Here is a 25,432-nt window from a genome sequence, read left to right as displayed (position 1 = left end):
GTCGATAAATCAAATTAATTGCGATTGTAATAAGCGCATATGACGTGATAAACGAATCATAAATCAGCAAAAATCAATTTATAACCTTCGAAAATGAACAAAAAATCCCCTGCATTTGCGGGGGATTTAAGCTATTTAAAAAACTGTATTCTTACTTCTTGATGAATTTAGTATTTGAAGTTCCCTTATCCGAATTGATTTTGATGAAATAATTCCCGGAAGCCAAACTGGAAACATCCACTTTTGAAACATTCTGCGCGTTTGGAACCAGCAACACCAATTGTCCTAATTGATTGTAGATATTGATAGAACTTACTTCGATAGTCTGTTTGGTTTCGATGTTCAAAACGTCTTTTACGGGATTCGGATATAACATAAAATAAGTCGCAAAATTAAAATCCTGAGTACTTAATGTTTGGATTGTAGTAGTAGCAGTATTAGTTACAATCGGGAAGTTGTAATCGAAATAAATACTAGCACTGTTGCTGAAAGTATTTCCAAGAACCAAAGTTGGTTTTGTTTTGATTTTAAAAGCGACAAACCCGTCATTATTGGCATCATCAAATGGTAAATTGATGTTTTCAAAAATAAATTCAACTTTATTATTGTTTATTCTTGTAGCAAAATTATGACTTCCTTTCATCGGAACTAACGAATTGATATCAAACTTGTTCGTATCAATCATGTCTTTTACAACAATATTCTGAGCAGGAAAAGTACCCGTATTTTCGAAACGGATCATGTAATGCACATACTTCCCTACCTGACTCTGAGCAATTGTTGCTCCTTGGAGACAAGTTTTGTCATTTGGATCGAAAGAGTTTACTACCCTCTGATGGAATGCAAACGTATTATCATTTGGCATTTCATCTGTAGCTGCCGAACTAATAGTTGCAGTATAATGCAAAATATCTCCATCATTTACTGCCGGAGTTTCCGTTGGAGAATTTACGTTTAAAACTAAAATAATTTCTCTTGTCTCAAATGGCAGCAAATTAATGAAATCCCATGATAAACTGTTGCTAGTTTGATTTGATTCTACAGGATAAGCCGAAACGAAATCTAAAACAGCATCATTATAGGTTAAGTTAACCGAACCTGATTGTGTTGTATTTCCTTTGTTCTTATAAATAAGCTTATAACTAGCATTAAATCCGGGTCTTGCCGCATTCAATGGCAATAAAACAACTTCTAGGTCAGCTATTGGATTATTTATAGTTACACAGAAATTTTGAGTATAAGGACTGGCCTGAGTTGGAAAAGTAACATTAACAGATGATGGAGAAATAGTGAAATAAGATGGGTTTTCCAAAACTGGAGTTATTGTATGCGTTCCACCTATAAAGGGAATTGAATATTGACCTGTAGCATTTGAAATAAAAACACCACTATTTACTCCATCAGTTAAATTGAATTTTAAATTCTTCAAAAGAACATCTGAAGCATCACAGCCATCATCATTACTATCTAATCTGTTATTACCCGAAACTATATAATGTATACCTCCTGGCACAAATGAGCAATACGAGTTTATATGACAATTTACATGACCAGTTTGTGATAGTCTTTGCTGTAATGAACTAATTTCGTTTTCATCAGCACATATATACCTTAACTCTGGGTTACCTCCAAAAAAATTATAGTTTAATGTACTCCTACCGTTTTTAATAAATAATTCATTCAATGAATTATCATTAGCAAATAAAACATTTAAATTAAAATTTGTACTTAAATCTAACCTATCTAATTGATTATTGTTACAATACAAAGTAGTCATATTTCCTAAACCGTTAATATCTAAAAATGTCAATTGATTATTTTTACAATTAACATATTGAAGTAATGAATTATTACTTAAGTCTAAATGTGTTAAATTATTATATGCGCAATCTAAATATGTTAAATTTATATTGTTTCTTAAATCAAGTGATGTTAATTGATTATTACTACATCTCAATTCTTTAAGGTTAATATTATTTTGTAAATCTAGAACATTAATATTTTGAAAATGACAATATAATTTTTCCAAAAGTACGTTATTCCTAAGGTTCAAATAAAAAATAGATGATTCGCCAATATATGATGGGCACCATAAATTCTTCAATCTTACATTAGTGTCAAGATTAATATTACTCACATGTGGCAAGTACAAATCAATCAAATTTACATTATTCGATAAGTCTAAACTTGCATAGGTGTTGTCTGCACAATCCAAATATTCTAGCTGCCTACAATTTGAAAGATTAATCGAAGTTAATGGATTGTCTCTGAGGTTTAACCATTTAAGACCGGTGCAAGAATTAATATTTAAACTAGAAACCCTATTGGAAGAAATATTTAATGTTTCCAAGTTAATATTATTACTCAAATCTAATGTTGTTAAATTATGATTAGCACATTGTAAAGTATTCAAATTAATAAAATTTGAAATTCCGCTTAAAGAATTTATTATTTGATTTGATGAGCAGTTACAGTTAAGATTTATGTAGCTTACTTGTTGAGCTTCACTTACTTCAATTTCACCATTGTTATTTGCATCAATTTTAAAATAAATCCCGGATAAATTCTTGGCAATATTTGCACCTGGAGCAGATAACATTAGCCTCGCTTTAAAATTAGCATCAGGAAAATTAATAACCTGAGCATTAGCACCAGTAAAAAGGCATAAAGCCAACAATAGAAAGTAGATTTTCTTCATAAGAATAAATTTAGCATTGTAAATCTATCGAAATTCTAAATTTCACCTGTACTTTTCTTATTAATTTTTGTGATATTCCTCATCTTTCACTTAAACAAAAATCCCGATTACAAACTGCAATCGGGATTTCAAAATATTTAAATGTAGAGTTTACTGCTTGATAAACTTGGTATTCGAAGTTCCTTTATCCGAATTGATTTTGATGAAATAATTCCCTGAAGATAAAGCAGAAACGTCTACTTTAGAAATTGCATGAGCATTAGGAACCACCAATACCAATTGTCCTAATTGATTGTAAATATTGATGGAACTTACTTCGATAGTCTGTTTGGTTTCGATGTTCAAAACATCTTTCACCGGATTCGGATACAAACTGAAATACTGGCCAAATCCAAAATCCTGAGTACTTAATGTTTGGATTGTTGTAGTTGCTGTATTAGTTACAATCGGGAAGTTGTAATCGAAATAGATACTTGCACTGTTGCTGAATGTATTCCCAACAACCAAACTTGGTTTTGTTTTGATTTTGAATGCTACATAACCGTCATTATTGGCATCATCAAACGGTAAATTGATGTTTTCGAAAATGAATTCCACTTTATTTCCTGAAGTGATATTGGTTACAAATGGATGACTTCCTTTTAACGGTACTAATGAATTGATATCAAACTTGTTTGTATCAATCATGTCTTTTACAACAATATTCTGGGCAGGAAAAGTACCCGTATTTTCGAAACGGATCATGTAATGCACATACTTCCCTACCTGGCTCTGAGCAATTGTTGTTCCTTGGATACAAGTTTTATCATTTGGATCATATGAGTTAACTACCCTTTGATGGAATACAAATGTATTGTCATTTGGCATTTCATCTGTAGCTGCTGAAGTAACAGCTGTAGTATAATGCAAAATATCTCCATCATTTACTGCCGGAGTTTCCGTTGGGGAATTTACGTTTAAAGCTACAGTAATTTCTCTTGTCTCGAATGGTAGTAAATTAGTGAAATCCCATGATAAACTGTTGTTAGCTTGATTTGATTCTACAGGATAAGCCGAAACGAAATCTAAAACAGCATCATTATAGGTTAAGTTAACCGAACCTGATTGTGTTGTATTTCCTTTGTTCTTATAAATGAGCTTATAACTAGCATTAAATCCGGGTCTTGCCGCATTCAATGGTAATAAAACAACTTCTAGGTCAGCTATTGGATTATTTATAGTTACACAGAAATTTTGAGTATAAGGACTGGCCTGAGTTGGAAAAGTAACATTAACAGATGGTGGCGAAATAGTGAAATAGGACGGGTTTTCCAAAACTGGAGTTATCGTATGCGTCCCACTTGTAAAGGGAATTGAATATTGACCAGTTGCATTTGAAATAAAAACACCACTATTTACTCCATCAGTTAAATTGAATTTTAAATTCTTCAAAAGAACATCTGAAGCATCGCAGCCATCATTATTACTATCAAATCTGTTATTGCCAGAAACTATGTAATGTACACCACCTGGCACAAATGAGCAATACGAGTTTATTTGACAATTTACATAACCGAATTGTGATGCACTTTGTTGCCATCTACTAATTTCGTTTTCATTAACACATATATACCTTAACCCTGGGTTACCTAGAGGAAAACCATAATTCGATGTACTTCTACCGTTTTTAATAAATAATTCGTTCAATGAATTATTTGCCGCAGCTAAATTAGCTAAATTAAAATTTGTACTTGCATCTAACCTATTTAATTGATTATTTCTACAGTACAAATTAATCAAATTCCCTAAACCGTTAATATTTAAAAATGTTAATTGATTATTATCACAGTTAACATATTGAAGTAATGAATTATCACTTAAGTCTAAATGTGTTAAATTATTATTATCGCAATATAAAGTTGTTAAATTTATATTGTTTCTTAAATCAAGCGATGTTAATTGATTACGACTACATCTCAATTCCTTTAGGTTAATATTATTTTGTAAATCTAGAGTATTAATATTTAGAAGATCACAATCTAATTTTTCCAAAAGCACATTATTCCTAAGGTTCAAATAAAATAATTGACCATTTGTAGCACACCTTAAATTCTTCAATTTTACATTAGTGTCAAGATTTATATTATTCACATTACTCACAACTGGCAAGAACAAATCAATCAAATTTACATTATTTGATAAATCTAAACTTGGAAAGGTGTTGCCTGAACAATCCAAATATTCTAATTGCCCACAATTTGAAAGATCAATCGAGGTTAATTGATTCTCACGTATGTCTAAATATTTAAGACCTGTGCAAGAATTAATATTTAAATTAGTTAAGCTATTGGAAGCAAGATTTACTTCTTGGAGGTTTATATTATTACTCAAATCTAATGTTGTTAAATTATGATTTAAACATTGTAAAGTATTCAAATTAATAAAATTTGAAATTCCACTTATAGAATTTATTATTTGGTTTGGGTAACAGTTACAATTAAGATTTAAATAACTTACTTGTTGAGCCTCACTTACTTCAATTTCACCATTGTTATTGGCATCAATTTTAAAAGAAACCCCGGATAAATTCTTGGCAATAATTGGCCCTGTTCCGGATAGCATTAGTCTCGCTTTAAAATTTGCATCCGGGAAATTAATAATCTGTGCATTAACACTAGTAAAAAGACAAAAAGCCATCAATAGAAAGTAGAGTTTCTTCATAGGAATATATTTAGCGGCATAAATTTATAAAATAAGAAATTTAGACTGTACTTTTCTTATTAATTTTTGTGATATTATCCAAAACCAAACCATTTGAAATAACAGAAATCCCGATCACAAACTGTAATCGGGATTTTAAAATATGAAAAGTGCATTTTACTGCTTGATAAACTTAGCATTCGAAACTCCTCTATCCGAATTGATTTTGATGAAATAAGTTCCCGAAGATAAAGCCGAAACATCCAGTTTAGAGATTGACTGCACATTTGGAACATCCAAAACCAATTGCCCTAGCTGATTGTAAATACGAATGGAACTAATGTTAAGAGTTTCTGTAGCTTCAATAGTCAGCCTATTTTTTACAGGATTGGGATATATCATAAAATAGGAATCGAAGCCGGAATTCTGTTTGATTTTCGTCTTAACCATAGTCGTCGCGGTATTGGTTTCAACCGGAAAATTATAATCAAAGAAAATGCTGGCCGATTTACTGAACGTATCTCCTTCCTTCAACGTTGGTTTCGTTTTGATTTTAAAAACCACGAATCCATCGTTATTGGCATCATCAAAAGGAAGGTTAATGTTTTCAAAAATGAATTCTCCTTTATTTTCCTTGATGTTTGTGTAAAAGTTATGACTCCCTTTAACCACTACCAATGACCCCACATCGAATTTATCCCCATCAATCACATCTTTGATCACAATATTTCGAGCCTGATAAGTACCTGTATTTTCAAAGCGAACCATATAATGAACATAATCCCCTACTTTATTTTTGGATATTGTCTCTCCTTCCAGACAGGTTATGTCGTTCGGATCAAACGAGTTGATAACAGGATTGCTGAATTCGAATTCATTATCATCCGGCGATTCATCAGTTACCTGAGAACTGATTGTTGCAGTATAACTCAGTGTATCTCCTTCATTTACCGGAGGAACTTCCATTGGAGAATTCAGGTTTAAGGTTACCTCAATTTCCCTGGTTTCAAAAGGCTGCAAATTGACAAAATTCCACGATAAATTGTCTGTGGACTGATTCGTAACGTTTGGATCTGCATCGACAAAATCCAGAACCGCATCATCAAATTCCAGATTTATAGTTCCCGACTGTACTGTATTTCCTTTGTTTTTAAAGACGATTCTGTAATCGACATCAAAACCCGGAACAGCTGCCGTGGTTGGAAATGCAGTGATTTCCAAATCAGGATGAACCCCATTTGGCGTATAGCAGAAATTTTGTGTAAACGGACTGCTTTGAGTCGGAAAAATGACTGTAGCCGATGGTGGTGTGACATTAAAATAGTTCTGATTTTCTAAAACCGGGGTGATTGTATGCGTTCCCGCTATAACAGAAAAATTATACAAACCGGTACCATTTGCGATTACGGCATCGGTGGAATTATCACTTACAATCACAAATTTTGCATTCTGAAAAGGCAAATCGGCTGCATCACAACCGTTACCCGTTGCATCTGTTTTATTACTACCCTGAATGGTATAAAAAGTGCCGCCGGGAGCAAAAGAACAATAGGTATTTGCGGTACAATTTATATAGCCGTTGGTGTTGATTTCTGTCAGTACATTAGAAAGCTGAAAATCATCGGCACAAATATATTCGAGATTTGGATTGTCCTCTATTTCCAGCTCTTCAGCTATCCCATTTTTAATAAACAACGTTTCCAATTGATTGTCCGAACAATGCAACTCTACCAAATGAAATAAATTCTGAAGATCAAGTGTAGTCAATAAATTGTCCGAACAATGCAATTCTGTCAAATTGGACAAATTACCTACTTCCAGTTCCGACAATTGATTATCATTACAATGCAAAATTTGAAGATTGACTAATCCGTTCACTTCCAAAGAAGGCAACTGATTGTCTGAACAATGGAGTTCCAGTAAAGCACTCAGATTATTTACTTCCAATGAAGTTAGCAGATTTCCGGAGCAGCGAAGTATTTGAAGATTACTTAATTCACTAATGTTAAACTCAGAAATTAAGTTGTCCCTACAATTCAAATTAGTCAGACTAGGTAAACCATATAAATTTAAAGCGTTTAATTGATTTCCGTTACAACGTATTTCCTGTAAATTTGGATTATAACTGGAATGCAAATTTTGCAAACTGGACATCCCCGCCACGTTCAAACTCGTCAAAAACGGATTATCATTACACAATAAATAATTAAAATTTGACAAACCAAACCCGGTCAAATCAAGTGTTGTAAATTTATTTCCAGTACACCATAATAACTCCAAAGCAGAAAGCCCGGTTAAATCTATAGTAGTTAATTCGTTATTATTTACAAATAAATTCCTTACATTGCTTAATCCATGCAAATCCAACATCGATAAACCCGTACCTGAACAAGCCAAAGATCTAAGATTTGAAAAACTTAAAATTCCTTCCAATGACAATAAGGATTCGACGCTGGCTTGGTTAGCGTGTGAAACGTTTATATTTAAATGAAACACCTGCAACGCCTCAGACAATTGAATTTCCCCGTCATTATTACCATCAATTCTAAGACTAGCCTGATTAGAATCCTGGGCAATAAAGTTGTTTTCATTGGCTTCGAGCAAAATTGCTTTAAAGTTAGGATCTGGTATGTTCACTATTTCTGTTGTGGCGTTGCTACAGGAATCATCGACCACACAATTGACATACCCATAAGAAGTTACGAGTGATTGCACACCAGCAATCTGAGCTGCATCGGCACAAACATATAACAAACCGGAATTATCACCGAAAATCAGGCTTCCTTCGCTTACACCATTTTTAATAAGCAAGGACGTCAGCTGATTACCAGAACAATTCAAATTCTGAAGACTGGTCAAATTGTTTGCATTTAATGTCGTTAGAAGATTATCAGTAATTTCTAATGTAACAAGACTTGGTAAACCATTTAAATTCAGTGCAGTTATCTGATTTTGCGAACAATGGAGTTCCTGTAAACCATCGTTATTAGAACAATCCAATTCCTGCAAATGCGTTAATCCGGTCACATCCAATGAGGCCAGTGCCGAGTTACCTGAGCAAGTCAGCGTTTGCAAATTAATTAATGTACTCACATCCAGGATTGTAAAATTATTGAATTGGCAGTTCAGTGATTGCAGATTTACGAGCTCGTTTAAATTTACACTAGACATTCCATTAGCTCCACAATCGAAAAGCCTTAGGTTGGTAAGACTTGTCAGATTCAATGACCCAAACTGATTTCCTGTACCGGTACAAATTAAGCTCTGCAAATTTGTTAATCCACTAAAATTCAGTGTCGTTAATATGTTGAAAGAGCAATTTAGATTAATAAGGTTATTTAAACCGCTTAGATTCAACGATGTCAAATCATTGTTCGAACAATTCAAGTCCCTCATATTGCCAAAACTTAAGATACCTTCTAAAGAAGAAATGGAAATACTGTTGGGAATGGACAAGTCACGCTGTACATCTAAGTAACTCACCTGCATGGCTTCGGTTACCTGAATTTGCGAATCGTTATTGGCATCTATTTTAAAAAAATTACCATTGAGGTCTTTAGCGATAAAATTACTTGGATCTGATTCCAGTAATCGGATTTTAAAATTAGCATCAGAGATATTGACAACTTGTGACGAAGCACATAAACACATGAAAAGGGCAACCAAAGAAGAGTATAACTTTTTCATAATCAATATTTTATAATACAAAATTACTCAAAACTGCCGAACCTTAACTTAAACTAGGTGCATATGCAAAAAATCCCGACTACAAACTGCAATCGGGATTTTGAAGTATAAAAAGTATTACTTATTGCTTTATAAACTTGGTATTTGAAGTTCCTTTATCCGAATTGATTTTGATGAAATAATTCCCAGATGCTAAATTGGAAACATCCACTTTTGAAACATTCTGTGCGTTTGGAACCACTAACACCAATTGTCCTAGTTGATTGTAGATATTGATGGAATTTACTTCAATAGTCTGTTTAGTTTCGATGTTTAAAACGTCTTTAACGGGAGTCGGATACAAAGTGAAATATTGACCAAATCCAAAATCCTGAGTGCTTAATGCCTGGATTGTAGTAGTAGCTGTATTGGTTACAATCGGGAAGTTATAATCGAAATAAATACTTGCTGAATTGCTGAAAGTATTTCCGACTACGAGTGTGGGTTTGGTTTTGATTTTAAACACTACATAACCATCGTTATTAGCATTATCAAACGGCAAATTGATGTTTTCAAAAATGAATTCCACCTTGCTACCTGAAGTGACATTGGTAACAAACGGATGACTTCCTTTTAATGGCACTAATGAATTGATATCAAATTTATCGGCGTCAATCATATCTTTCACCACGATATTCTGTGCAGGGAAAGTTCCAGTATTTTCGAAACGAATTATATAATGCACGTACTTCCCAACTTCGGTTGGTGAAATCGTTGCGCCTTCCAGACAGGTTTTGTCGTTAGGATCGAAAGAGTTAACTACAGTTTGATTAAATACAAACGTATTATCATTTGGTGTTTCATCCGTCGAAGACGAAGCAATGGTTGCAGTATAATTTAAGATATCTCCGTTATTTACTGCTGGTGTTTCCGTTGGAGAATTTACATTGAATGTTAAAATAATCTCCTTTGCTTCAAATGGTTGTAAATCACTAAAGTTCCATGATAAGCTATTCGTTGTCTGGTTTGATGCTAAAGGGTTTGCCGCGACCAAATCTAAAACCGCATCATTAAAAATAAGATTTACTGATCCAGATTGTATTTGATTTCCTTTATTTTTGTAAATGATTTTATAAATAGCATCAAAACCGGGTCTGGCAGTGTTTATTGGCAATAGAGCAACCTCTAAATCAGGATGAACGCCATTTGCTGTTACACAGAAATTTTGAGTAAAAGGATTTGCTTGTGCTGGAAAAGTCACATCAACTGAAGTTGGTGAAATAGTAAAATATGTTGGATTCTCCAGCATTGGTGTTATGGTATGTGTTCCTGCTCCTACCGGAATTGAATAATTTCGAGCTGTGTTTGAAATTAGACATCCTGAATTTGTTCCGTCAGTGATAGAAAATCTTAGATTGGCTATGCTGGTATCCGAAACATCACAACCGTTATTAGTTGCATCAAATTTATTGTTTCCTTGAATCGTGTAAAAAGTCCCTCCTGGAGTGAATGAACAATAGGTACTTATATTAGCTGTAAAACCCGTTTCTAATTGCGCTAATACTTGTGCTAATTCTAATTCATTATCATCAATACATATATATGTTGCACCAAAGCCTTGTGCGTCATTTAGTCCTAAATTTAAAGAAGTTAAGACCGATCCATTTTTCAATATTAATTTATTAATTACATTTTCAGAAATATCTAAAGTTTCAAGCCTACCTAAGCAACTAAAATCAAAAATTTCTGACTCCCCTCCTTCCAAATAACTACAATTCAAAAACTTCAGGTTCGGTATTTCACAGTAATTTATGTTTACACAACTGTTATAAATATTCAAATCAACCAAATCCGTACATCCTGTTAATGCTACATTTACTTTATTATAGTTGTATGGATAATTATGTGGTCTGATAGAAAGTAAAGACAGTTTAACTAAATTAGTTAAACCCGATAAATTAATTAAATTAATAGTTTCACTATTCCCACTAACATAAATTTCTTCGATATTATGGTTTTGTGTAAAATCTACATTTCCGACTAGTGTGCTGTAGATATAAATTTTTTTTAAATTTCCGAAAGAGGCAATCCCGGTAATATCTTGAATACTTTCTATATTAAAGTTGCCGCCAAACTCCAAACTCAATACATTATTAGCTTCTGCTAATTGAATTTCCCCATCATTATCAGCGTCAATTTTAAAATAAGCTCCTGCCAAATTTTTAGCTATCGTATTACTCGAATTTGCGGCCAACAACTTCGCCTTAAAATTAGCATCAGGAATATTAATAACCTGAGCATTTACACCAGCAAAAAGGCAAAAAGCCAACAACAAAAAGTAGAATTTCTTCATAAAAAAGAATTTAGGTTCGTAAATATATGGAAAGCAGAAATTTCAAATGTACTTTTCTTACTAATCTTTGTAATTTTCTCAATAAAAAGGGCTCAGGACGTATTTAAATACGTATCATAACTTATAAAATGGGATTCCGACTTATTTTATAAAGCATAAAAAAAGCCCTGCAATTGCAGGGCTTTTTACTATTTAGATTAAGGAACTATTAGTTTTCTCCTTTTTCCATTTTAGCTTTTAATTCAGCAAGAATATCATTGTTGTCTCCTAATGTAGATGCTTGTGCATTTGTAGAAGCAGCAGTGTTAGATTCAGAAGCTTTCACGTTTTTCTCTTCTTCTTCACGGAAGATAGCAGTGTGAGAAGCAACTACTCTTTTGAATTCTTTGTTGAACTCGATAACTTTGAAATCAGCAGTTTCGCCTTTTTTCAATTTTTTACCGTCTTCTTTTTCAAGGTGACGTGTAGGAATGAAAGCAACGATATCTTCGCCGAATTCTACAGTAGCTCCTTTGTCAACGATTTCAGAGATAGTTCCGTTGTGGATAGTCCCAACAGCAAAACCTTCTTCATATTTGTCCCAAGGATTAGGAGTAGTTTGTTTGTGACCTAAAGATAATTTACGTCCGTCAACATCTAACTCTAATACTACTACGTCTAATTTGTCACCAACGTTAACAAATTCAGACGGGTGTTTGATTTTCTTAGTCCAAGAAAGGTCAGAGATATATACTAAACCGTCGATTCCTTCTTCTAACTCAACGAAAATTCCGAAGTTAGTAAAGTTTCTAACGATTCCAGTGTGTTTAGAACCTACTGGGTATTTAGCAGTGATATCAGTCCAAGGATCTTGAGTTAATTGTTTGATACCTAAAGACATTTTACGGTCTTCTCTGTCTAAAGTTAAGATAACTGCCTCAACAGTATCACCAACTTTTACGAAATCCTGAGCACTTCTTAAGTGAGTAGACCAAGACATTTCAGAAACGTGGATTAAACCTTCAACACCTTCAGCAACTTCGATAAATGCACCGTAATCAGCGATTACAACTACTTTACCTTTTACTTTATCACCAACTTTCAAGTTAGCATCTAAAGCATCCCAAGGGTGAGCGTTTAATTGTTTTAAACCTAATTGGATTCTTGTTTTCTCATCATCGAAATCAAGGATTACCACGTTAAGTTTCTGGTCTAATTCAAGAACTTCAGATGGGTGGTTGATTCTTGACCAAGATAAGTCAGTGATGTGGATTAATCCGTCTACACCTCCTAAGTCAATGAACACACCGTAAGAAGTGATGTTTTTAACAACACCTTCTAATACTTGTCCTTTTTCTAATTGACCAATGATTTCTTTTTTCTGTACTTCAATATCGGCTTCGATAAGCGCTTTGTGAGAAACAACAACGTTTTTGAACTCATGGTTGATTTTCACAACTTTGAATTCCATAGTTTTGTTTACATATTGATCGTAATCACGGATAGGCTTCACGTCGATTTGAGAACCTGGCAAGAACGCCTCGATTCCGAATACGTCAACGATCATACCGCCTTTAGTTCTGCATTTAACGAAACCATTAACGATTTCTCCAGACTCATTAGCAGCGATAACTCTATCCCAAGCTTTGATTGTACGTGCTTTTCTGTGAGATAATACTAACTGACCTGATTTGTCCTCACGAACGTCAATTAATACTTCTACTTTGTCTCCAACTTTCAAGTTCGGGTTGTAACGGAACTCGTTTAAAGAGATAACACCTTCAGATTTAGCGTTGATGTCAACGATTGCGTCTCTTTCAGTGATTCTAACAACTACACCTTCTACAACTTCTTCAGCTTCTGTAGAGATGAAAGTTTTAGCTACTAAATCTTCGAATTCTTTTAAGTTCTGAGCATCTACTGCATCAATACCTTCTTCGAAGTTGTGCCAGTTAAAATTCGCTAAAAACTCTTCTTGTGTTTTGTTTACTTCAGACATGTCTGATAAAAAATTTGTATGCCGTGCCTCTCGAGTTTCTTAATGCGACAGAAAACAACAGCAGTGTTTTACATAAATAGTTGATACCTAAAGGAAACTCTTACTCACCAAAAGGTGCGCAAAATTAACAATAATTATTTAATTACCAAAGTTTTATTGATTGATTGTTGGACTTCTTAGATTATCGGACAATTTAATTAGACAAACTACATCAATTGTCAAAACGTCAAAACGTCAAACAGTTAAATTCTAAAGTCAAAAATCTAAGTTAGTCTAAGAAGTCTGAAAGGGAGCGAATGGCTCGGGCATTTTTGGAAACACAGTTCCCGCTGTCCGCGCTACAAGGTAGCTAGCTCCCATCGGGGCTATTTAGGAATGGCACTGAATATCAGCAAACAAAAAACCGACAAACAATGTTCATCGGTTTTACTATTTTATCACAATGTTTAATGACTCACACTCACCACATCCTTCGGATTGTGCTTATATTTAAAAATTATTGCAAATAATATCGCTACAATTAGCGCATATAAAGCAAAAGAGAACCAAACATTTGTCCATTGCACTTTATTGTTATGCGTAAAATACCCAACTGTCCTTCCTGCGAATTCGCCTCCAATTATTGCCCCTACTCCATTGGTCATCAACATAAACAAACCTTGTGCACTCGATCGGATTTTACTATCCGTTTCTTTTTCAACAAATAATGACCCTGAAATATTAAAAAAGTCAAACGCCATTCCATAAACAATCATGGACAATATCAAGAATATCACCCCAGAACCCGGATTACCAATTCCAAACAAACCAAATCGCAAAACCCATGCAAGCATACTAAACAACATTACTTGTTTTATACCAAATCTTTTTAAGAAAAACGGGATGGTCAATATAAATAACGTTTCTGAAATCTGAGATAAAGAAATAATAAACACGGAATGTTCAACACCAAAAGTCCCTTTATAAGCCGGGTCTAAACCAAAATCCCTTATAAAGGTATCTCCAAACATATTTGTGATTTGCAAAGCAGCACCGAGCAACATAGCAAAAACAAAAAAGATTGCCATTTTCTTTTGCTTAAACAACACAAAACTATCCAAACCAAACCTGCTGGACAAAGTCTGATTATTATTTTTATTTTCTGCAGGCACATCAGGTAGGGTAAAACTCAAAAGTCCGGTTATAATCATTGCTACGGAAGCAAATACAAACTGCATAGTCCCAGATTTCCAATCGGTCAAATCAGTAATCCACATTGCAATAACAAATCCAACTGTTCCCCAAACCCGAATAGGGGTGAATGTTTTCTGAACATCAAATTCAAATTTATTTAAAACAGCATAGCTCACAGAATTATTTAATGCTATCGTAGGCATATAGAAACAACTGGTCATAAAAATCACCCAATACATTTCTGTTGAATTTGTAGCTTTAGTTGCAAAAAAAATTACAATTCCAGCAATAACATGCGACAACCCTAATACTTTTTGGGCACTTAAATATTTATCCGCAATAATACCAAGTAATGCCGGCATAAATAAACTTGCCCACCCCATTGAACCATAAGTCCTGCCTATTGACAACCCTATACTACTTCCTTCAATCGGACCAAATGTTTGTCCCATATAGCCTCCCAATGAAATCAACCACGCTCCCCAAACAAAAAACTGCAGAAAGTTCATTAAAACAAGGCGATTTTTTATATTCATATATCTGTTTTTGTGATAAAAAATTATAATTTTTCCAAAAAGACGGCAAATCTAACATTAAAAACAAAAAATCCAAAATAATTTAGACTATTCTACAAGCCTAAATTATTTTGGATTTTTCAATATAAATTATTTAAACAATTTGTTAAGCAGTAACTCTTTCAGTAACCAAGCTTAACACTAATTGAAACTGTTCTTTTTTGGTAAGCCCCGAATTATCAAGTTCAACAGCATCGCTTGCTTTTACCAAAGGTGAGTCTTCACGGTGAGTATCCATATAATCACGCTCATTGACATTCTGGAGAACATCCTGAAAAGTTACCTGCTGCCCCAGTTCAAGCAACTCATCATAACGGCGTTGCGCTCTGGTATGCGGGCTGGCAGTCATAAAAATTTTCAGTTCAGCATGCGGAAACACAACTGTTCCGATATCTCTTCCATCCATTACAACTGCTTTGTTTTTACCCATCTTCTGTTGCTGTTCCACCAATCTGGAGCGAACCTCAGATATTTCGGCAATTTTACTTACCAAACGTGAAACTTCCAGGGTTCTGATTTCGGTTTCTACATTTTTTCCGTTCAGAAACATTTCCGCGAAGCCCAATTCAGGATTAAACTCAAAATGCAGGTGTACTTCAGGCATGCTGTCAACCAGTTTCTTCTTGTCTAAATGATCTTCAGAAATATAATTATGCTTCATCGCAAAAACAGTTACTGCGCGGTACATCGCACCCGTATCCACATAAACATACCCCAAATGCTTTGCTAATTGCTTTGCCAGAGTACTTTTTCCTGTTGACGAAAATCCGTCTATTGCTATGGTAATCTTTTTCAATTCCTTACTAGTTAAATTCTTCTTTCGACTTTTTATACTTACTTAATATTCTTTATTGAAAATTAATTGTCAAACCAAATAAGCTCATGTTTGAAGCAACAGTATATCTGGAATACGAATAATCAAATTTAACTTTATTAAATCGTAATCCAAAACCTGCTGAAATTCCCGAGAAATTTCTTTGATCTACAATTCGCAACTCCTCGCCTCTTCTGAAATTATAACTTAACCTGATGTTAAATGCTTTTTGAGGAAATAACTCCGCTCCAAAAATAACGTGCCTGAACACATTGCTGAAAAAAGTCACTTTTTCTTCCTCGGCCTCACCATCAATAGTCTCTTCTGCCCTGTTGGGATTACTGAAAGCGATAGGCCATTGCTGAAGGTTTTCCAAAGTCAAATGCCATCGAAGCGGAACATTCTCTAATTCCTGAGAAACACCGGCAATTATTTCCAACGGAAGTTTTTCCCTGTCCCCGGCATACGTTGAAATCTGAGTTCCAACATTCCTGATTACTAACCCAATGTTGATGTCATTATCCTCGTCCACATACAAACCTCCAATATCGGCAGCTACACCAAACGAATTATAGCTCTCCAGTGTTGACGAAATTAATTTCACATTGGCTCCCACATAAATTGGTGTCCACGGAATATTATAGGCATATCCACCGGACAGCGCTATTTCGCTACCTGTGAAATCCCCTGTTTTCTGTCCGTTCTCATCATATCCTTCAAACTGACCATAATTTACGTAATTTACACCAAGATGTAATGTTTGCACATGACGATCCCACGTATAGGCATAAGCACCGGTACCGTAAGCTACTTCACCAAAATAACTCCCGTAATTTAACGACAGATGATTGTCCATTTCAGCATTGATGGTTGCCGGATTGTATATTGCCTGGTTTACGTCCTGATCGTATATGGTTACAGTTTTTCCGCCTAAAGCAGCTTGTCTTGGAGAGGTTACTAAACTCAGAAACTGATAAGTATATTTTCCTCCAATCTGACTGTAGTTCACAGTGCAAATCAGCAGGAAAAAGAAAGTCAGAAGTTTCTTGTACATTTATTGGTTTTCGTTTCTGGGTGTATAACGCATTTGCGAAGATAAAATTATAAAAGGGATTACGCAAAAAAGAAATTCCAACTTATTTCTAAATTGGAATTCTTTACTGTTTATAATTTCTTAGGGTTTTTCACCTTCTGATTCGTTATGGCAATTTCCAGAACTTCTTCCATTGTGTCTACGTAATGGAATGTCAATCCTTCAATGTATTCCGGTTTGATTTCATCGATATCATATTTATTCTCCTTACAAAGAATAATTTCTTTAATGTTGGCTCTTTTCGCAGCCAAGATTTTTTCTTTGATACCTCCAACCGGCAATACTTTTCCACGAAGGGTAATTTCACCGGTCATGGCAAGGCTTTTCTTAATGCGTTTTTGCGTAAAACTTGAAACCAGAGACGTTAACATTGCAACACCGGCACTTGGACCGTCTTTAGGTGTCGCTCCCTCTGGAACGTGAATATGAATATTGTACTTCTCCAGAACCTCAGTATCGATTCCTAATTTTTCGGCATTGGATTTAATGTATTCCAATGCAATGGTAACCGATTCTTTCATAACCGTACCTAGATTTCCAGTCATTGTCAAGGCTCCTTTTCCTTTTGAAATGATGGATTCAATAAACAGAATGTCTCCTCCAACGCTAGTCCAAGCCAAACCTGTAACTACTCCGGCTGTTTCATTATTCTCGTATTTATCGCGCTCTAATCGTGGAGCGCCTAATACTTTAATAATATCTTCATCGGTAATTTTTATATTATATTCTTCTTCCAAAGCAATACTTTTTGCAGCATTTCTTACTACCGATGCAATTTTTTTCTCGAGCGAACGGACACCTGATTCCCTTGTGTAACCAACAACTATTTTTTCAAGTTGTTTTTTACCGATTTGAAGGTCTTTCGAAGTCAGCCCATGTTCCTTTAATTGTTTAGGAAGCAAGTGCTGTTTTGCAATCTCTATTTTCTCCTCGATTGTATAACCAGTCATGTTAATAACTTCCATACGATCGCGTAAAGCGGGTTGAATGCTTGTCATACTGTTTGAAGTCGCAATGAACATCACTTTAGACAGATCGAAGCCCATTTCAAGGAAATTATCGTAGAAATCCGAATTTTGCTCCGGATCTAAAACTTCAAGCAAGGCAGATGAAGGATCACCATTAAAACTGCTAGACAATTTATCTATCTCATCCAAAACAAATACCGGATTGGAAGTCCCGGCTTTCTTCAAACTTTGAATGATTCTTCCCGGCATCGCTCCAATATAGGTTTTTCTGTGACCGCGAATTTCCGCCTCGTCACGTAATCCACCTAATGAAATACGTACATATTGTCTTCCCAATGCTTCAGCGATTGACTTTCCGATAGAGGTTTTACCAACTCCCGGAGGCCCATACAAACAAAGGATTGGGGATTTCATGTCATTTCGCAATTTTAAAACTGCCAAATGCTCAATGATACGTTTTTTGACATCATCCAAACCGAAATGATCTCTATCTAATATTTTCTGAGCGTTTTTTAAATCGAATTTATCTTTGGAATATTCATTCCAAGGCAATTCCAGGAACAACTCCAAATAATTACGTTGAATGCCGAAATCAGGACTTTGCGGATTCATGCGTTGCAATTTTGAAATTTCCTTGTCAAAATGCTTGGCAACTTTCTCTTCCCATTTTTTAGATTTGGCTTTAGTGCGCATTTCTTCAATTTCCTGATCATGAGAAACACCGCCCAATTCTTCCTGGATGGTTTTCATTTGCTGATGAAGAAAGTATTCACGTTGCTGCTGATCTAAATCGAAACGGACTTTAGATTGAATATCGTTTTTCAATTCCAATTTCTGAAATTCAACATTCATATATCGTAATGTTTCTAATGCTCTGTCTTTTAAATCATTAACAGACAACAATTTTTGTTTCTCTTCAACTGACAAATTCATGTTGGAAGAAACAAAATTGATTAGAAACGGATTACTTTCAATGTTCTTAATGGCAAAAGTTGCCTCAGTCGGAATATTCGGGCTTTCCCTAATAATCTGTATTGCCAATTCCTTAATAGAATCAATAATTGCTGAGAATTCTTCATCCTTCTCATCCGGACGATTTTCAGCAACTTCTTTAATTCTTGCTTTAAGGTAAGGCTCATCGGTTGTAACCGCATCGATTTCAAAACGCTTTTTCCCTTGTAAAATAACCGTCGTATTTCCATCAGGCAATTTTAGAACACGCAGAATTCGGGCTACCGTACCAACTGTATGAATGTCGGCCGCCGTTGGTTCTTCCACATTCTCATCCTTTTGAGCAACAACCCCAATGATTTTATCGCCGACATTGGCGTCATTAATCAATTTTATGGATTTATCTCTTCCTGCCGTAATCGGAATCACAACACCCGGAAAAAGAACGGTATTACGTAAAGGCAATATAGGTAACTCCCCCGGAAGGGTTTCGTTATTCATCTCTTCTTCATCTTCAGGGGTTAACAACGGAATTAATTCCGCATCCGTATCGATTTCCTGAAGTGACAGATTGTCAAGCGTGAGTATTTTTTGAGTTGGCATAGTATTTTTACGACTTTTTGTCATTAAACAATAAAGGACAGACATACGCTTTAACAAACATATAAAATCCATCCCTTTGAATATCAATACAAATTTACGTTTTATTGAAATTCTTTCTTAGTATTTGTCAATCTTTATGCCAATAAAAAAGCCTGAAATAGGTTTCAGGCTTTTTTATCATTTCATTAAGAAATTATTGTTTTGTGTAAATCATTGTGACACCGGATGAAATGAATTCAGGCGTATCAATAGGAATTCCTACAATAGTGCCTTGATCTTCTCTGGCAACAAGCTTAATACCTGAAACAGAAAAAGATTCATTATGCTCTATATTGTTTTCAGTATATGTTAACACTATTGTATTTCCGTTATAAGCCCATGTTCCAGTTATTAACGGATCTGTAAAACATTGAAGTGAATTAATTGATGAAATATCTACTCCTTTAGAATCAGCAGTAAAGGTTTTGTCCTCATTCAACGTTAGAAACATATTGTTATAGCAAGTCGTCTCAGACATCTGATTTGAAGAAGGGCTTCCGTCACGATTCAAATCGGTCTGAACATCAGTATTGAAAGCCGTCAATTGGTATCTTCCGACAACATCATCATTGGTAACTCCTGTAAGTACTGCTGGATCAACAGGCTCTGTATCCCCACATGCTGTAAATAATACAGCTGAAAATAATGTCAGTGTTGCTAAAATTGTAATTCTTTTCATAATTATTTATTAGTGGTCTTTTTAAAAGTTTTCCAAATATAATATTATTTTTCATTTGTCATCATTTTTTCGGAACTCTTATCAACAAGAATACACCGGACGCGAAGAGAACCGCCAAAAAAACAATGGAATTTCTCATACTCCCTGTAATCTGATCAATTAACCCGTATAAAAGCATCCCAATAACAATCCCAATTTTTTCGGATACATCATAAAAACTAAAAAAGGAAGCAGTATCCTTGGTTTCAGGTAAAAATTTCGAGTATGTTGAACGTGAAAGCGATTGAATTCCCCCCATAACCAATCCCACAAAACCTGCAGTAACATAAAAATGTACAGGTAAAACCACAAAGTAAGCACAAACGCAAATTACCATCCAGATGCAATTAATAACAATCAGTGTCGGAATATTTCCAAATTTTTCAGAAGCCCTAGAAGTAATAACAGCACCTAAGACCGCCACCAACTGAATAACCAGGATACTTATGATCAGACCCATGGTACGTTGTCCGTCAGATTCCCATGCAATTTCCTGCTCTCCGAAATAAGTGGCTGCCAACATAACTGTTTGAACAGCCATACTGTAAATAAAGAAACTTAAAAGATAACGTTTCAAACGAAGATTATCTTCAAGCAAATGCCATACTTTTTTTAACTCCTTAAAACCGTTAAAAACAACAGCACTGTGCATTTTATTTCCATTTTCTTGAGTTCCTTTTGGCAAATAATAAAATGCGTATTGGCTGAAAACAATCCACCAAACACCTACTGATATGAAAGAATACTGCATTGCTTTTATCGCCGCCTCACCTTCAGTACCTGTAATCCCAAACCAATCCGGTTTCATTACCATTGCAAGATTTATGATAAGCAAAATAACACTTCCAAGATAGCCCATAGAATACCCTTTAGCACTTACGTTGTCCTGTTGTTCAGGAAATGCTATATCAGGTAAATACGAATTATAAAAGACTAAACTTCCCCAAAAACCTATCAGTCCAAAAAAATAACATGCCAGACTGAAATAAATACTATCCAAATCAAACCAACAAAGGCCGATAGTTGATAAAGCTCCTAGATAACAAAAAAATTTCATGAACAACTTCTTATTGCCTATATAATCGGCAATACCTGAAAGCAATGGTGAAAAAATCGATACCATTAGAAAAGCTGCAGCAGTCGTAAAACTTATCAAAGCAGTGCTCTTTAATGTAGTTCCGAATACTTCGATATTCAGATTGCCTTTTTCTTTAAACAACTGGCCATAATATATCGGAAAAATGGCTGAAGCAATGACCAGACTGTAAACCGAATTCGCCCAATCATAAGACGCCCAGGCATTTAATAATTTAGAACTCCCTTTTTTGAGTTGTTTCATAGTTAATATAGATAAAAAAAAATCCCGACTTACATCGGGATTCGAATATACATATTTTTTCTTACTTAAATGTCACGCCGAATTTAGCAGCTTCTTCCTTAGCTTTAGGGATCAGCTTTTTAATATTTGCAATACGGGTCTCATCAGAAGGGTGTGTACTCATAAATTCAGGGGGCTTGTTTCCGCCTGCATTGGCCGCCATTCTTTCCCAAAATGCCACAGCTTTATCAGGATTATAACCGGCAACTGCCATAAGTGTCAAACCAATCATGTCTGCCTCACTTTCATGAGAACGGCTGAAAGGCATCATCCCTCCATACTCAGTACCGATTCCGTAAGCAGTCATAATAGCCGCTTGTGTCTCTTTACTTTGGCCTCCAGCAGCAACTCCTAACCCTACTGCTCCTAGTTGCTGTATCATGCCTGCGCTCATACGTTGTTGCCCATGATTTGCCAATGCATGCGCAACCTCATGCCCCATTACAGTAGCCATACCGGCATCATCTTGGCAGATTGGCATAATTCCGGTGTAAAAAACTATTTTTCCTCCGGGCATACACCACGCATTCACTTCTTTATTGTCTACCAAATTATACTCCCATTGATAATCTTTAAGATAACCTTCTTTTCCATTGGCATTTAACCATTTTTCAGCAGCTGTTTTTATCTTCATACCAACGTTTTCAACACGTTCAGCATCTTTGGTCCCTTTTATGACCTTATTTTCTCCCAAAAACTGATTATACTGTTGAAAAGAAGATGGGAAAATTTGACTGTTAGGCACCAGCGCCATAGTATTTTTTCCTGTGAAGGGATTCTTTGCGCAGGAAATTGCAACTACTAACGCGCCCATTACTATTATGCGGACTTTCATATTCATAACGTCAGATTTTTATAAAACAAATTTAAAAAAATACACCGAAAAAACGTGTTAATTTCGTTTCAAATTTACTTTTCGCATTAAATTAACTTCATGCCAATAGTCGCAAAAGCAGTGCCGCACTAATTTATTTTAAGAATATTTTATAACTGCATAACCCATTAAAAAAGTAACTTGCAGTATATTATTTACAGAAATGAAAAAACCTAAACACCAGCAAACTATCAAAATCCCCAAAGCAATTCTTTATTCTGCAAAGATATTAGAGACTATTTCTCCAAAGTTGGCTACAAAATTCGCAATCAGATTATTTACCACACCTATCCGCCATAAAATTCCGAAAAGGGAAATAGAAATGGATGCCGGCAGTAAACAGCAATTAATTACTGTAAAATCTATAAATAAAAGTGTAATGGTATACCAATATGGAGCTTCCGAAAAAAAAATTTTACTGGTACATGGTTGGTCAGGCAGAGGGACTCAGTTGGTTAAGATTGCTGATGAACTTATTAAATCGGGATATTCAATCGTCAGTTTCGACGCTCCAGCCCATGGAAAAGCACCTGGAAAAACAAGCAATATGACCGAATTTATATCTTCTGTATTACAAATAGAAAAAGAATTTGGCCCATTTGAATTTGCAATCGGCCATTCATTGGGAGGCATGACCATAATGAATTCAATAAAACGAGGTTTGAATGTAAAAAAAGCGGTAATAATCGGAAGTGGCGATGTTGTTGAAGATATTATGGATGATTTTGTGCTGAAACTTGGTATGAAGCCAGCGATAAGTAAACAGATGAAATTTACATTTGAAAATAAGATTGGAGAAACCATGAACAGTTATTCTACGTATATAGCTTCAAAAGAAGTTACTATTCCTGTTTTGGTAATTCACGACGAAAACGATGATGACGTTCCGGTATCTGCCGCTCATCATATTCACCAGCATTTAAAAAATGGAGAGTTACTGATTACCAAAGAATTGGGACATAGAAAAATTTTAGGCGATACGAAAGTTATCAGAAAAATTGTTTCATTTATTCAGTAAAAACATGAAAAATTTATTTGTCATATTAATAATGAGCATCTTTATTTCCTGCAGTGGACAGGAAAAGAAAAAAGAAACTCAAACAGCCTCCACTCCAACAGTTGAAGACGCTTGGAAAGTAAAATTAACTCCCGAACAATATGAGGTTTTAAGGGAAAAAGGAACTGAAAGACCTTTTACTGGAAAATACTGGAAGCATTTTGAAAAAGGGATCTATGTTTGCGCTGCCTGCAAAAATCCTTTATTTACCTCTGATGCCAAATTTGATTCCGATTGTGGATGGCCATCATTTGATCAGGCTATAAAAGGATCCGTAAAATATACTACCGATAACAGTTTCGGTATGGAGCGAATAGAAGTTACCTGTGCAAAATGCGGCGGACATCTCGGACATGTATTTGACGACGGCCCAGCCGAAACAACAGGAAAACGTTTTTGTACAAATTCAGTTTCAATACAATTTATTCCTGCGAAACAATGAAATATACTGTTGAAAAATCAGAAGATGAGTGGAAAGCACAATTAGGCGAAGAAAAATACAGAATTCTTCGCCAAAAAGGTACCGAATACCCGCATACAGGCGAATATAACCTGCTTTTTGAAAACGGAACTTACTGCTGCGGAGCTTGCGGAGAACCTTTATTTGAAAGTGATACTAAATTTGACGGTCATTGCGGCTGGCCTTCGTTTGACGATTGCATTCCGGGAAAAGTAGAGTATATCAAAGATACGTCACACGGAATGTTGCGGACAGAAATTCTGTGCGCTAAATGCGGAGGACATCTCGGACATGTTTTTAATGACGGCCCAACAAAAACCGGTATTCGCTATTGCGTAAATTCCTTATCTTTAGATTTCCGTAAAAAATAAAATATGGATTTATTTGAAGAAAAAATCGATTGGGCGACCAACTTAAAGCCTATCATAGAAAAATATAAAGGAAAAAAGCATCCTTTGGAGTATCAGAATCTTTACCAGCTGATGGTTATGGTTATCCTATCAGCCCAAGATTCTGATGCGAATATCAATAAAATAGCCCCTGCTCTATTCGAAAATTATCCAAATTTAGAAAGTCTTTCGGTTTCAAATATTGAGGCTTTGATTCCACATATTTCAAAAGTCCGCAATTTTGGCACAAAAGCAAGTTGGATTATTGAAATCGCCCAATCATTAAAGGAAGATAAAAACATCCCCCTAACAATGGAAAATTTAGTCGCGTTAAAAGGTATTGGCCGAAAATCTGCCAATGTAATCATGAGGGAAGCCACCGTTACAGCAGAAGGTATTATTGCTGATTTACACGTAATTAGAGTAGCTCCAAGAATCGGATTGATTACAGAATCTAAAGACGGCAACAAAGTCGAAAAACAATTAATGCAGGTTTTACCGAAAGACATTTGGGGCGAAGTAGGCATGTCCATGTCCTTTTTAGGCAGGGAAATCTGCAGGCCAACCAATCCTAAATGTGACATTTGTCCAGTAAATTATTGTTGTAATTATTACAAAAACTTATAAATCGCATCTTTTTAAAGGAAGGCAATTGGTTAAAAATCAATTGATTACAATATTTCGCATTGATTATTTTAGGAGCGAAAGGCCGTTTTTGATTGCTATACCATTTTCCCGTGTTCCGTTCTACTTCGTGCCACTCCACCCGGGGCTAGAAGGCAATCCATATTCGTTTGTCTTTTAAAACACGATAATTTTCAAAAGAACACAGCTATTTTTTCAAGTCTTGATTCTTTCAAAACCAAAATTATTGTAAAACAAAAACCCCTCATCGTTATATGAAGGGTTTTCAAAAGAAAGGCGGCGACATACTCTCCCACAGGTTTGCAGTACCATCTGCGCAGG

Annotated in this window: 16 protein-coding genes; 4 read left to right on the top strand and 12 right to left on the bottom strand. The window is 35.1% G+C overall.

The annotated features are described in order from the left end of the window. Positions 1-151 precede the first annotated feature (151 nt). From FEDK69T_RS12325 to FEDK69T_RS12270, 12 genes are all read right to left on the bottom strand, one after another. On the bottom strand, positions 152-1,810 hold the full coding sequence (locus FEDK69T_RS12325) for a T9SS type A sorting domain-containing protein (RefSeq protein WP_023574501.1): 1,659 nt from the start codon (positions 1,808-1,810) through the stop codon (positions 152-154). Positions 1,811-2,848: 1,038 nt separating this feature from the next. Next, on the bottom strand, positions 2,849-4,384 hold the full coding sequence (locus tag FEDK69T_RS16110) for a T9SS type A sorting domain-containing protein (protein ID WP_244875461.1): 1,536 nt from the start codon (positions 4,382-4,384) through the stop codon (positions 2,849-2,851). Between the two features lie 1,170 nt (positions 4,385-5,554). Further along, positions 5,555-9,064 carry a DUF7619 domain-containing protein gene (locus FEDK69T_RS12315; RefSeq protein ID WP_051385139.1) on the bottom strand — a complete coding sequence of 1,170 codons (3,510 nt, stop codon included), beginning with the start codon at positions 9,062-9,064 and terminating at the stop codon, positions 5,555-5,557. Between the two features lie 121 nt (positions 9,065-9,185). After that, positions 9,186-11,396, bottom strand: a complete 2,211-nt coding sequence (locus FEDK69T_RS12310) for a DUF7619 domain-containing protein (protein WP_023574498.1) — start codon at positions 11,394-11,396, stop codon at positions 9,186-9,188. 208 nt (positions 11,397-11,604) lie between these two features. Beyond that, positions 11,605-13,374, bottom strand: a complete 1,770-nt coding sequence (gene rpsA / locus FEDK69T_RS12305) for a 30S ribosomal protein S1 (protein ID WP_023574497.1) — start codon at positions 13,372-13,374, stop codon at positions 11,605-11,607. A gap of 446 nt (positions 13,375-13,820) precedes the next feature. Further along, entirely contained in the window at positions 13,821-15,083 is a 1,263-nt protein-coding gene (locus FEDK69T_RS12300; RefSeq protein WP_023574496.1) for a nucleoside permease, read from the bottom strand. A gap of 145 nt (positions 15,084-15,228) precedes the next feature. Continuing rightward, entirely contained in the window at positions 15,229-15,918 is a 690-nt protein-coding gene (gene cmk, locus FEDK69T_RS12295; protein WP_023574495.1) for a (d)CMP kinase, read from the bottom strand. A gap of 52 nt (positions 15,919-15,970) precedes the next feature. Next, positions 15,971-16,990, bottom strand: a complete 1,020-nt coding sequence (porQ, locus tag FEDK69T_RS12290; RefSeq protein WP_023574494.1) for a type IX secretion system protein PorQ — start codon at positions 16,988-16,990, stop codon at positions 15,971-15,973. A 110-nt stretch (positions 16,991-17,100) separates the two neighbouring features. Further along, a complete protein-coding gene (gene lon, locus FEDK69T_RS12285; RefSeq protein WP_023574493.1) occupies positions 17,101-19,551 on the bottom strand; it encodes an endopeptidase La in 2,451 nt (816 codons plus the stop codon). 193 nt (positions 19,552-19,744) lie between these two features. Further along, a complete protein-coding gene (locus tag FEDK69T_RS12280; RefSeq protein WP_023574492.1) occupies positions 19,745-20,269 on the bottom strand; it encodes a lipocalin-like domain-containing protein in 525 nt (174 codons plus the stop codon). Between the two features lie 61 nt (positions 20,270-20,330). Further along, positions 20,331-21,647: an MFS transporter gene (locus FEDK69T_RS12275; protein ID WP_023574491.1), complete on the bottom strand. Its 1,317-nt coding sequence runs from the start codon at positions 21,645-21,647 to the stop codon at positions 20,331-20,333. A gap of 61 nt (positions 21,648-21,708) precedes the next feature. After that, complete coding sequence (locus FEDK69T_RS12270) at positions 21,709-22,521, bottom strand: M48 family metallopeptidase (protein ID WP_035630943.1); 813 nt, start codon at positions 22,519-22,521, stop codon at positions 21,709-21,711. A 202-nt stretch (positions 22,522-22,723) separates the two neighbouring features. On the opposite strand from FEDK69T_RS12270, the gene FEDK69T_RS12265 reads away from it, so the two are divergent. Genes FEDK69T_RS12265 through FEDK69T_RS12250 form a run of 4 tightly spaced genes read left to right on the top strand, consistent with a single transcriptional unit; the run spans position 22,724 to position 25,093 of the window. Further along, positions 22,724-23,578, top strand: a complete 855-nt coding sequence (locus FEDK69T_RS12265; protein ID WP_023574489.1) for an alpha/beta fold hydrolase — start codon at positions 22,724-22,726, stop codon at positions 23,576-23,578. Between the two features lie 4 nt (positions 23,579-23,582). Continuing rightward, the gene (gene msrB, locus FEDK69T_RS12260) at positions 23,583-24,059 is read left to right on the top strand and encodes a peptide-methionine (R)-S-oxide reductase MsrB (RefSeq protein WP_023574488.1); all 477 of its coding nucleotides are present in this window, start codon (positions 23,583-23,585) and stop codon (positions 24,057-24,059) included. Then, entirely contained in the window at positions 24,056-24,448 is a 393-nt protein-coding gene (gene msrB / locus FEDK69T_RS12255; protein WP_023574487.1) for a peptide-methionine (R)-S-oxide reductase MsrB, read from the top strand. The genes msrB (FEDK69T_RS12260) and msrB (FEDK69T_RS12255) overlap by 4 nt, the downstream gene beginning before the upstream one ends. A gap of 3 nt (positions 24,449-24,451) precedes the next feature. Next, the gene (locus tag FEDK69T_RS12250; RefSeq protein WP_023574486.1) at positions 24,452-25,093 is read left to right on the top strand and encodes an endonuclease III domain-containing protein; all 642 of its coding nucleotides are present in this window, start codon (positions 24,452-24,454) and stop codon (positions 25,091-25,093) included. The last annotated feature ends 339 nt before the right edge of the window (positions 25,094-25,432 follow it).

The organism is Flavobacterium enshiense DK69 (assembly GCF_000498495.1).
GTDB classification, from domain to species: Bacteria; Bacteroidota; Bacteroidia; order Flavobacteriales; family Flavobacteriaceae; genus Flavobacterium; species Flavobacterium enshiense.
Note: the sequence above shows the minus strand (reverse complement) of the source record. Positions and strands in the feature narration are given on the sequence as shown.

What these genes read in the sequence shown, in the direction of transcription:
- FEDK69T_RS12315 (WP_051385139.1), bottom strand. Translation starts at nt 9,064, where the DNA reads ATGAAAAAGTTATACTCTTCTTTGGTTGCCCTTTTCATGTGTTTATGT.
- FEDK69T_RS12310 (WP_023574498.1), bottom strand. Translation starts at nt 11,396, where the DNA reads ATGAAGAAATTCTACTTTTTGTTGTTGGCTTTTTGCCTTTTTGCTGGT.
- rpsA (WP_023574497.1), bottom strand. Translation starts at nt 13,374, where the DNA reads ATGTCTGAAGTAAACAAAACACAAGAAGAGTTTTTAGCGAATTTTAAC.
- FEDK69T_RS12300 (WP_023574496.1), bottom strand. Translation starts at nt 15,083, where the DNA reads ATGAATATAAAAAATCGCCTTGTTTTAATGAACTTTCTGCAGTTTTTT.
- porQ (WP_023574494.1), bottom strand. Translation starts at nt 16,990, where the DNA reads ATGTACAAGAAACTTCTGACTTTCTTTTTCCTGCTGATTTGCACTGTG.
- lon (WP_023574493.1), bottom strand. Translation starts at nt 19,551, where the DNA reads ATGCCAACTCAAAAAATACTCACGCTTGACAATCTGTCACTTCAGGAA.
- FEDK69T_RS12280 (WP_023574492.1), bottom strand. Translation starts at nt 20,269, where the DNA reads ATGAAAAGAATTACAATTTTAGCAACACTGACATTATTTTCAGCTGTA.
- FEDK69T_RS12275 (WP_023574491.1), bottom strand. Translation starts at nt 21,647, where the DNA reads ATGAAACAACTCAAAAAAGGGAGTTCTAAATTATTAAATGCCTGGGCG.
- FEDK69T_RS12270 (WP_035630943.1), bottom strand. Translation starts at nt 22,521, where the DNA reads ATGAAAGTCCGCATAATAGTAATGGGCGCGTTAGTAGTTGCAATTTCC.
- FEDK69T_RS12265 (WP_023574489.1), top strand. Translation starts at nt 22,724, where the DNA reads ATGAAAAAACCTAAACACCAGCAAACTATCAAAATCCCCAAAGCAATT.
- msrB (WP_023574488.1), top strand. Translation starts at nt 23,583, where the DNA reads ATGAAAAATTTATTTGTCATATTAATAATGAGCATCTTTATTTCCTGC.
- msrB (WP_023574487.1), top strand. Translation starts at nt 24,056, where the DNA reads ATGAAATATACTGTTGAAAAATCAGAAGATGAGTGGAAAGCACAATTA.
- FEDK69T_RS12250 (WP_023574486.1), top strand. Translation starts at nt 24,452, where the DNA reads ATGGATTTATTTGAAGAAAAAATCGATTGGGCGACCAACTTAAAGCCT.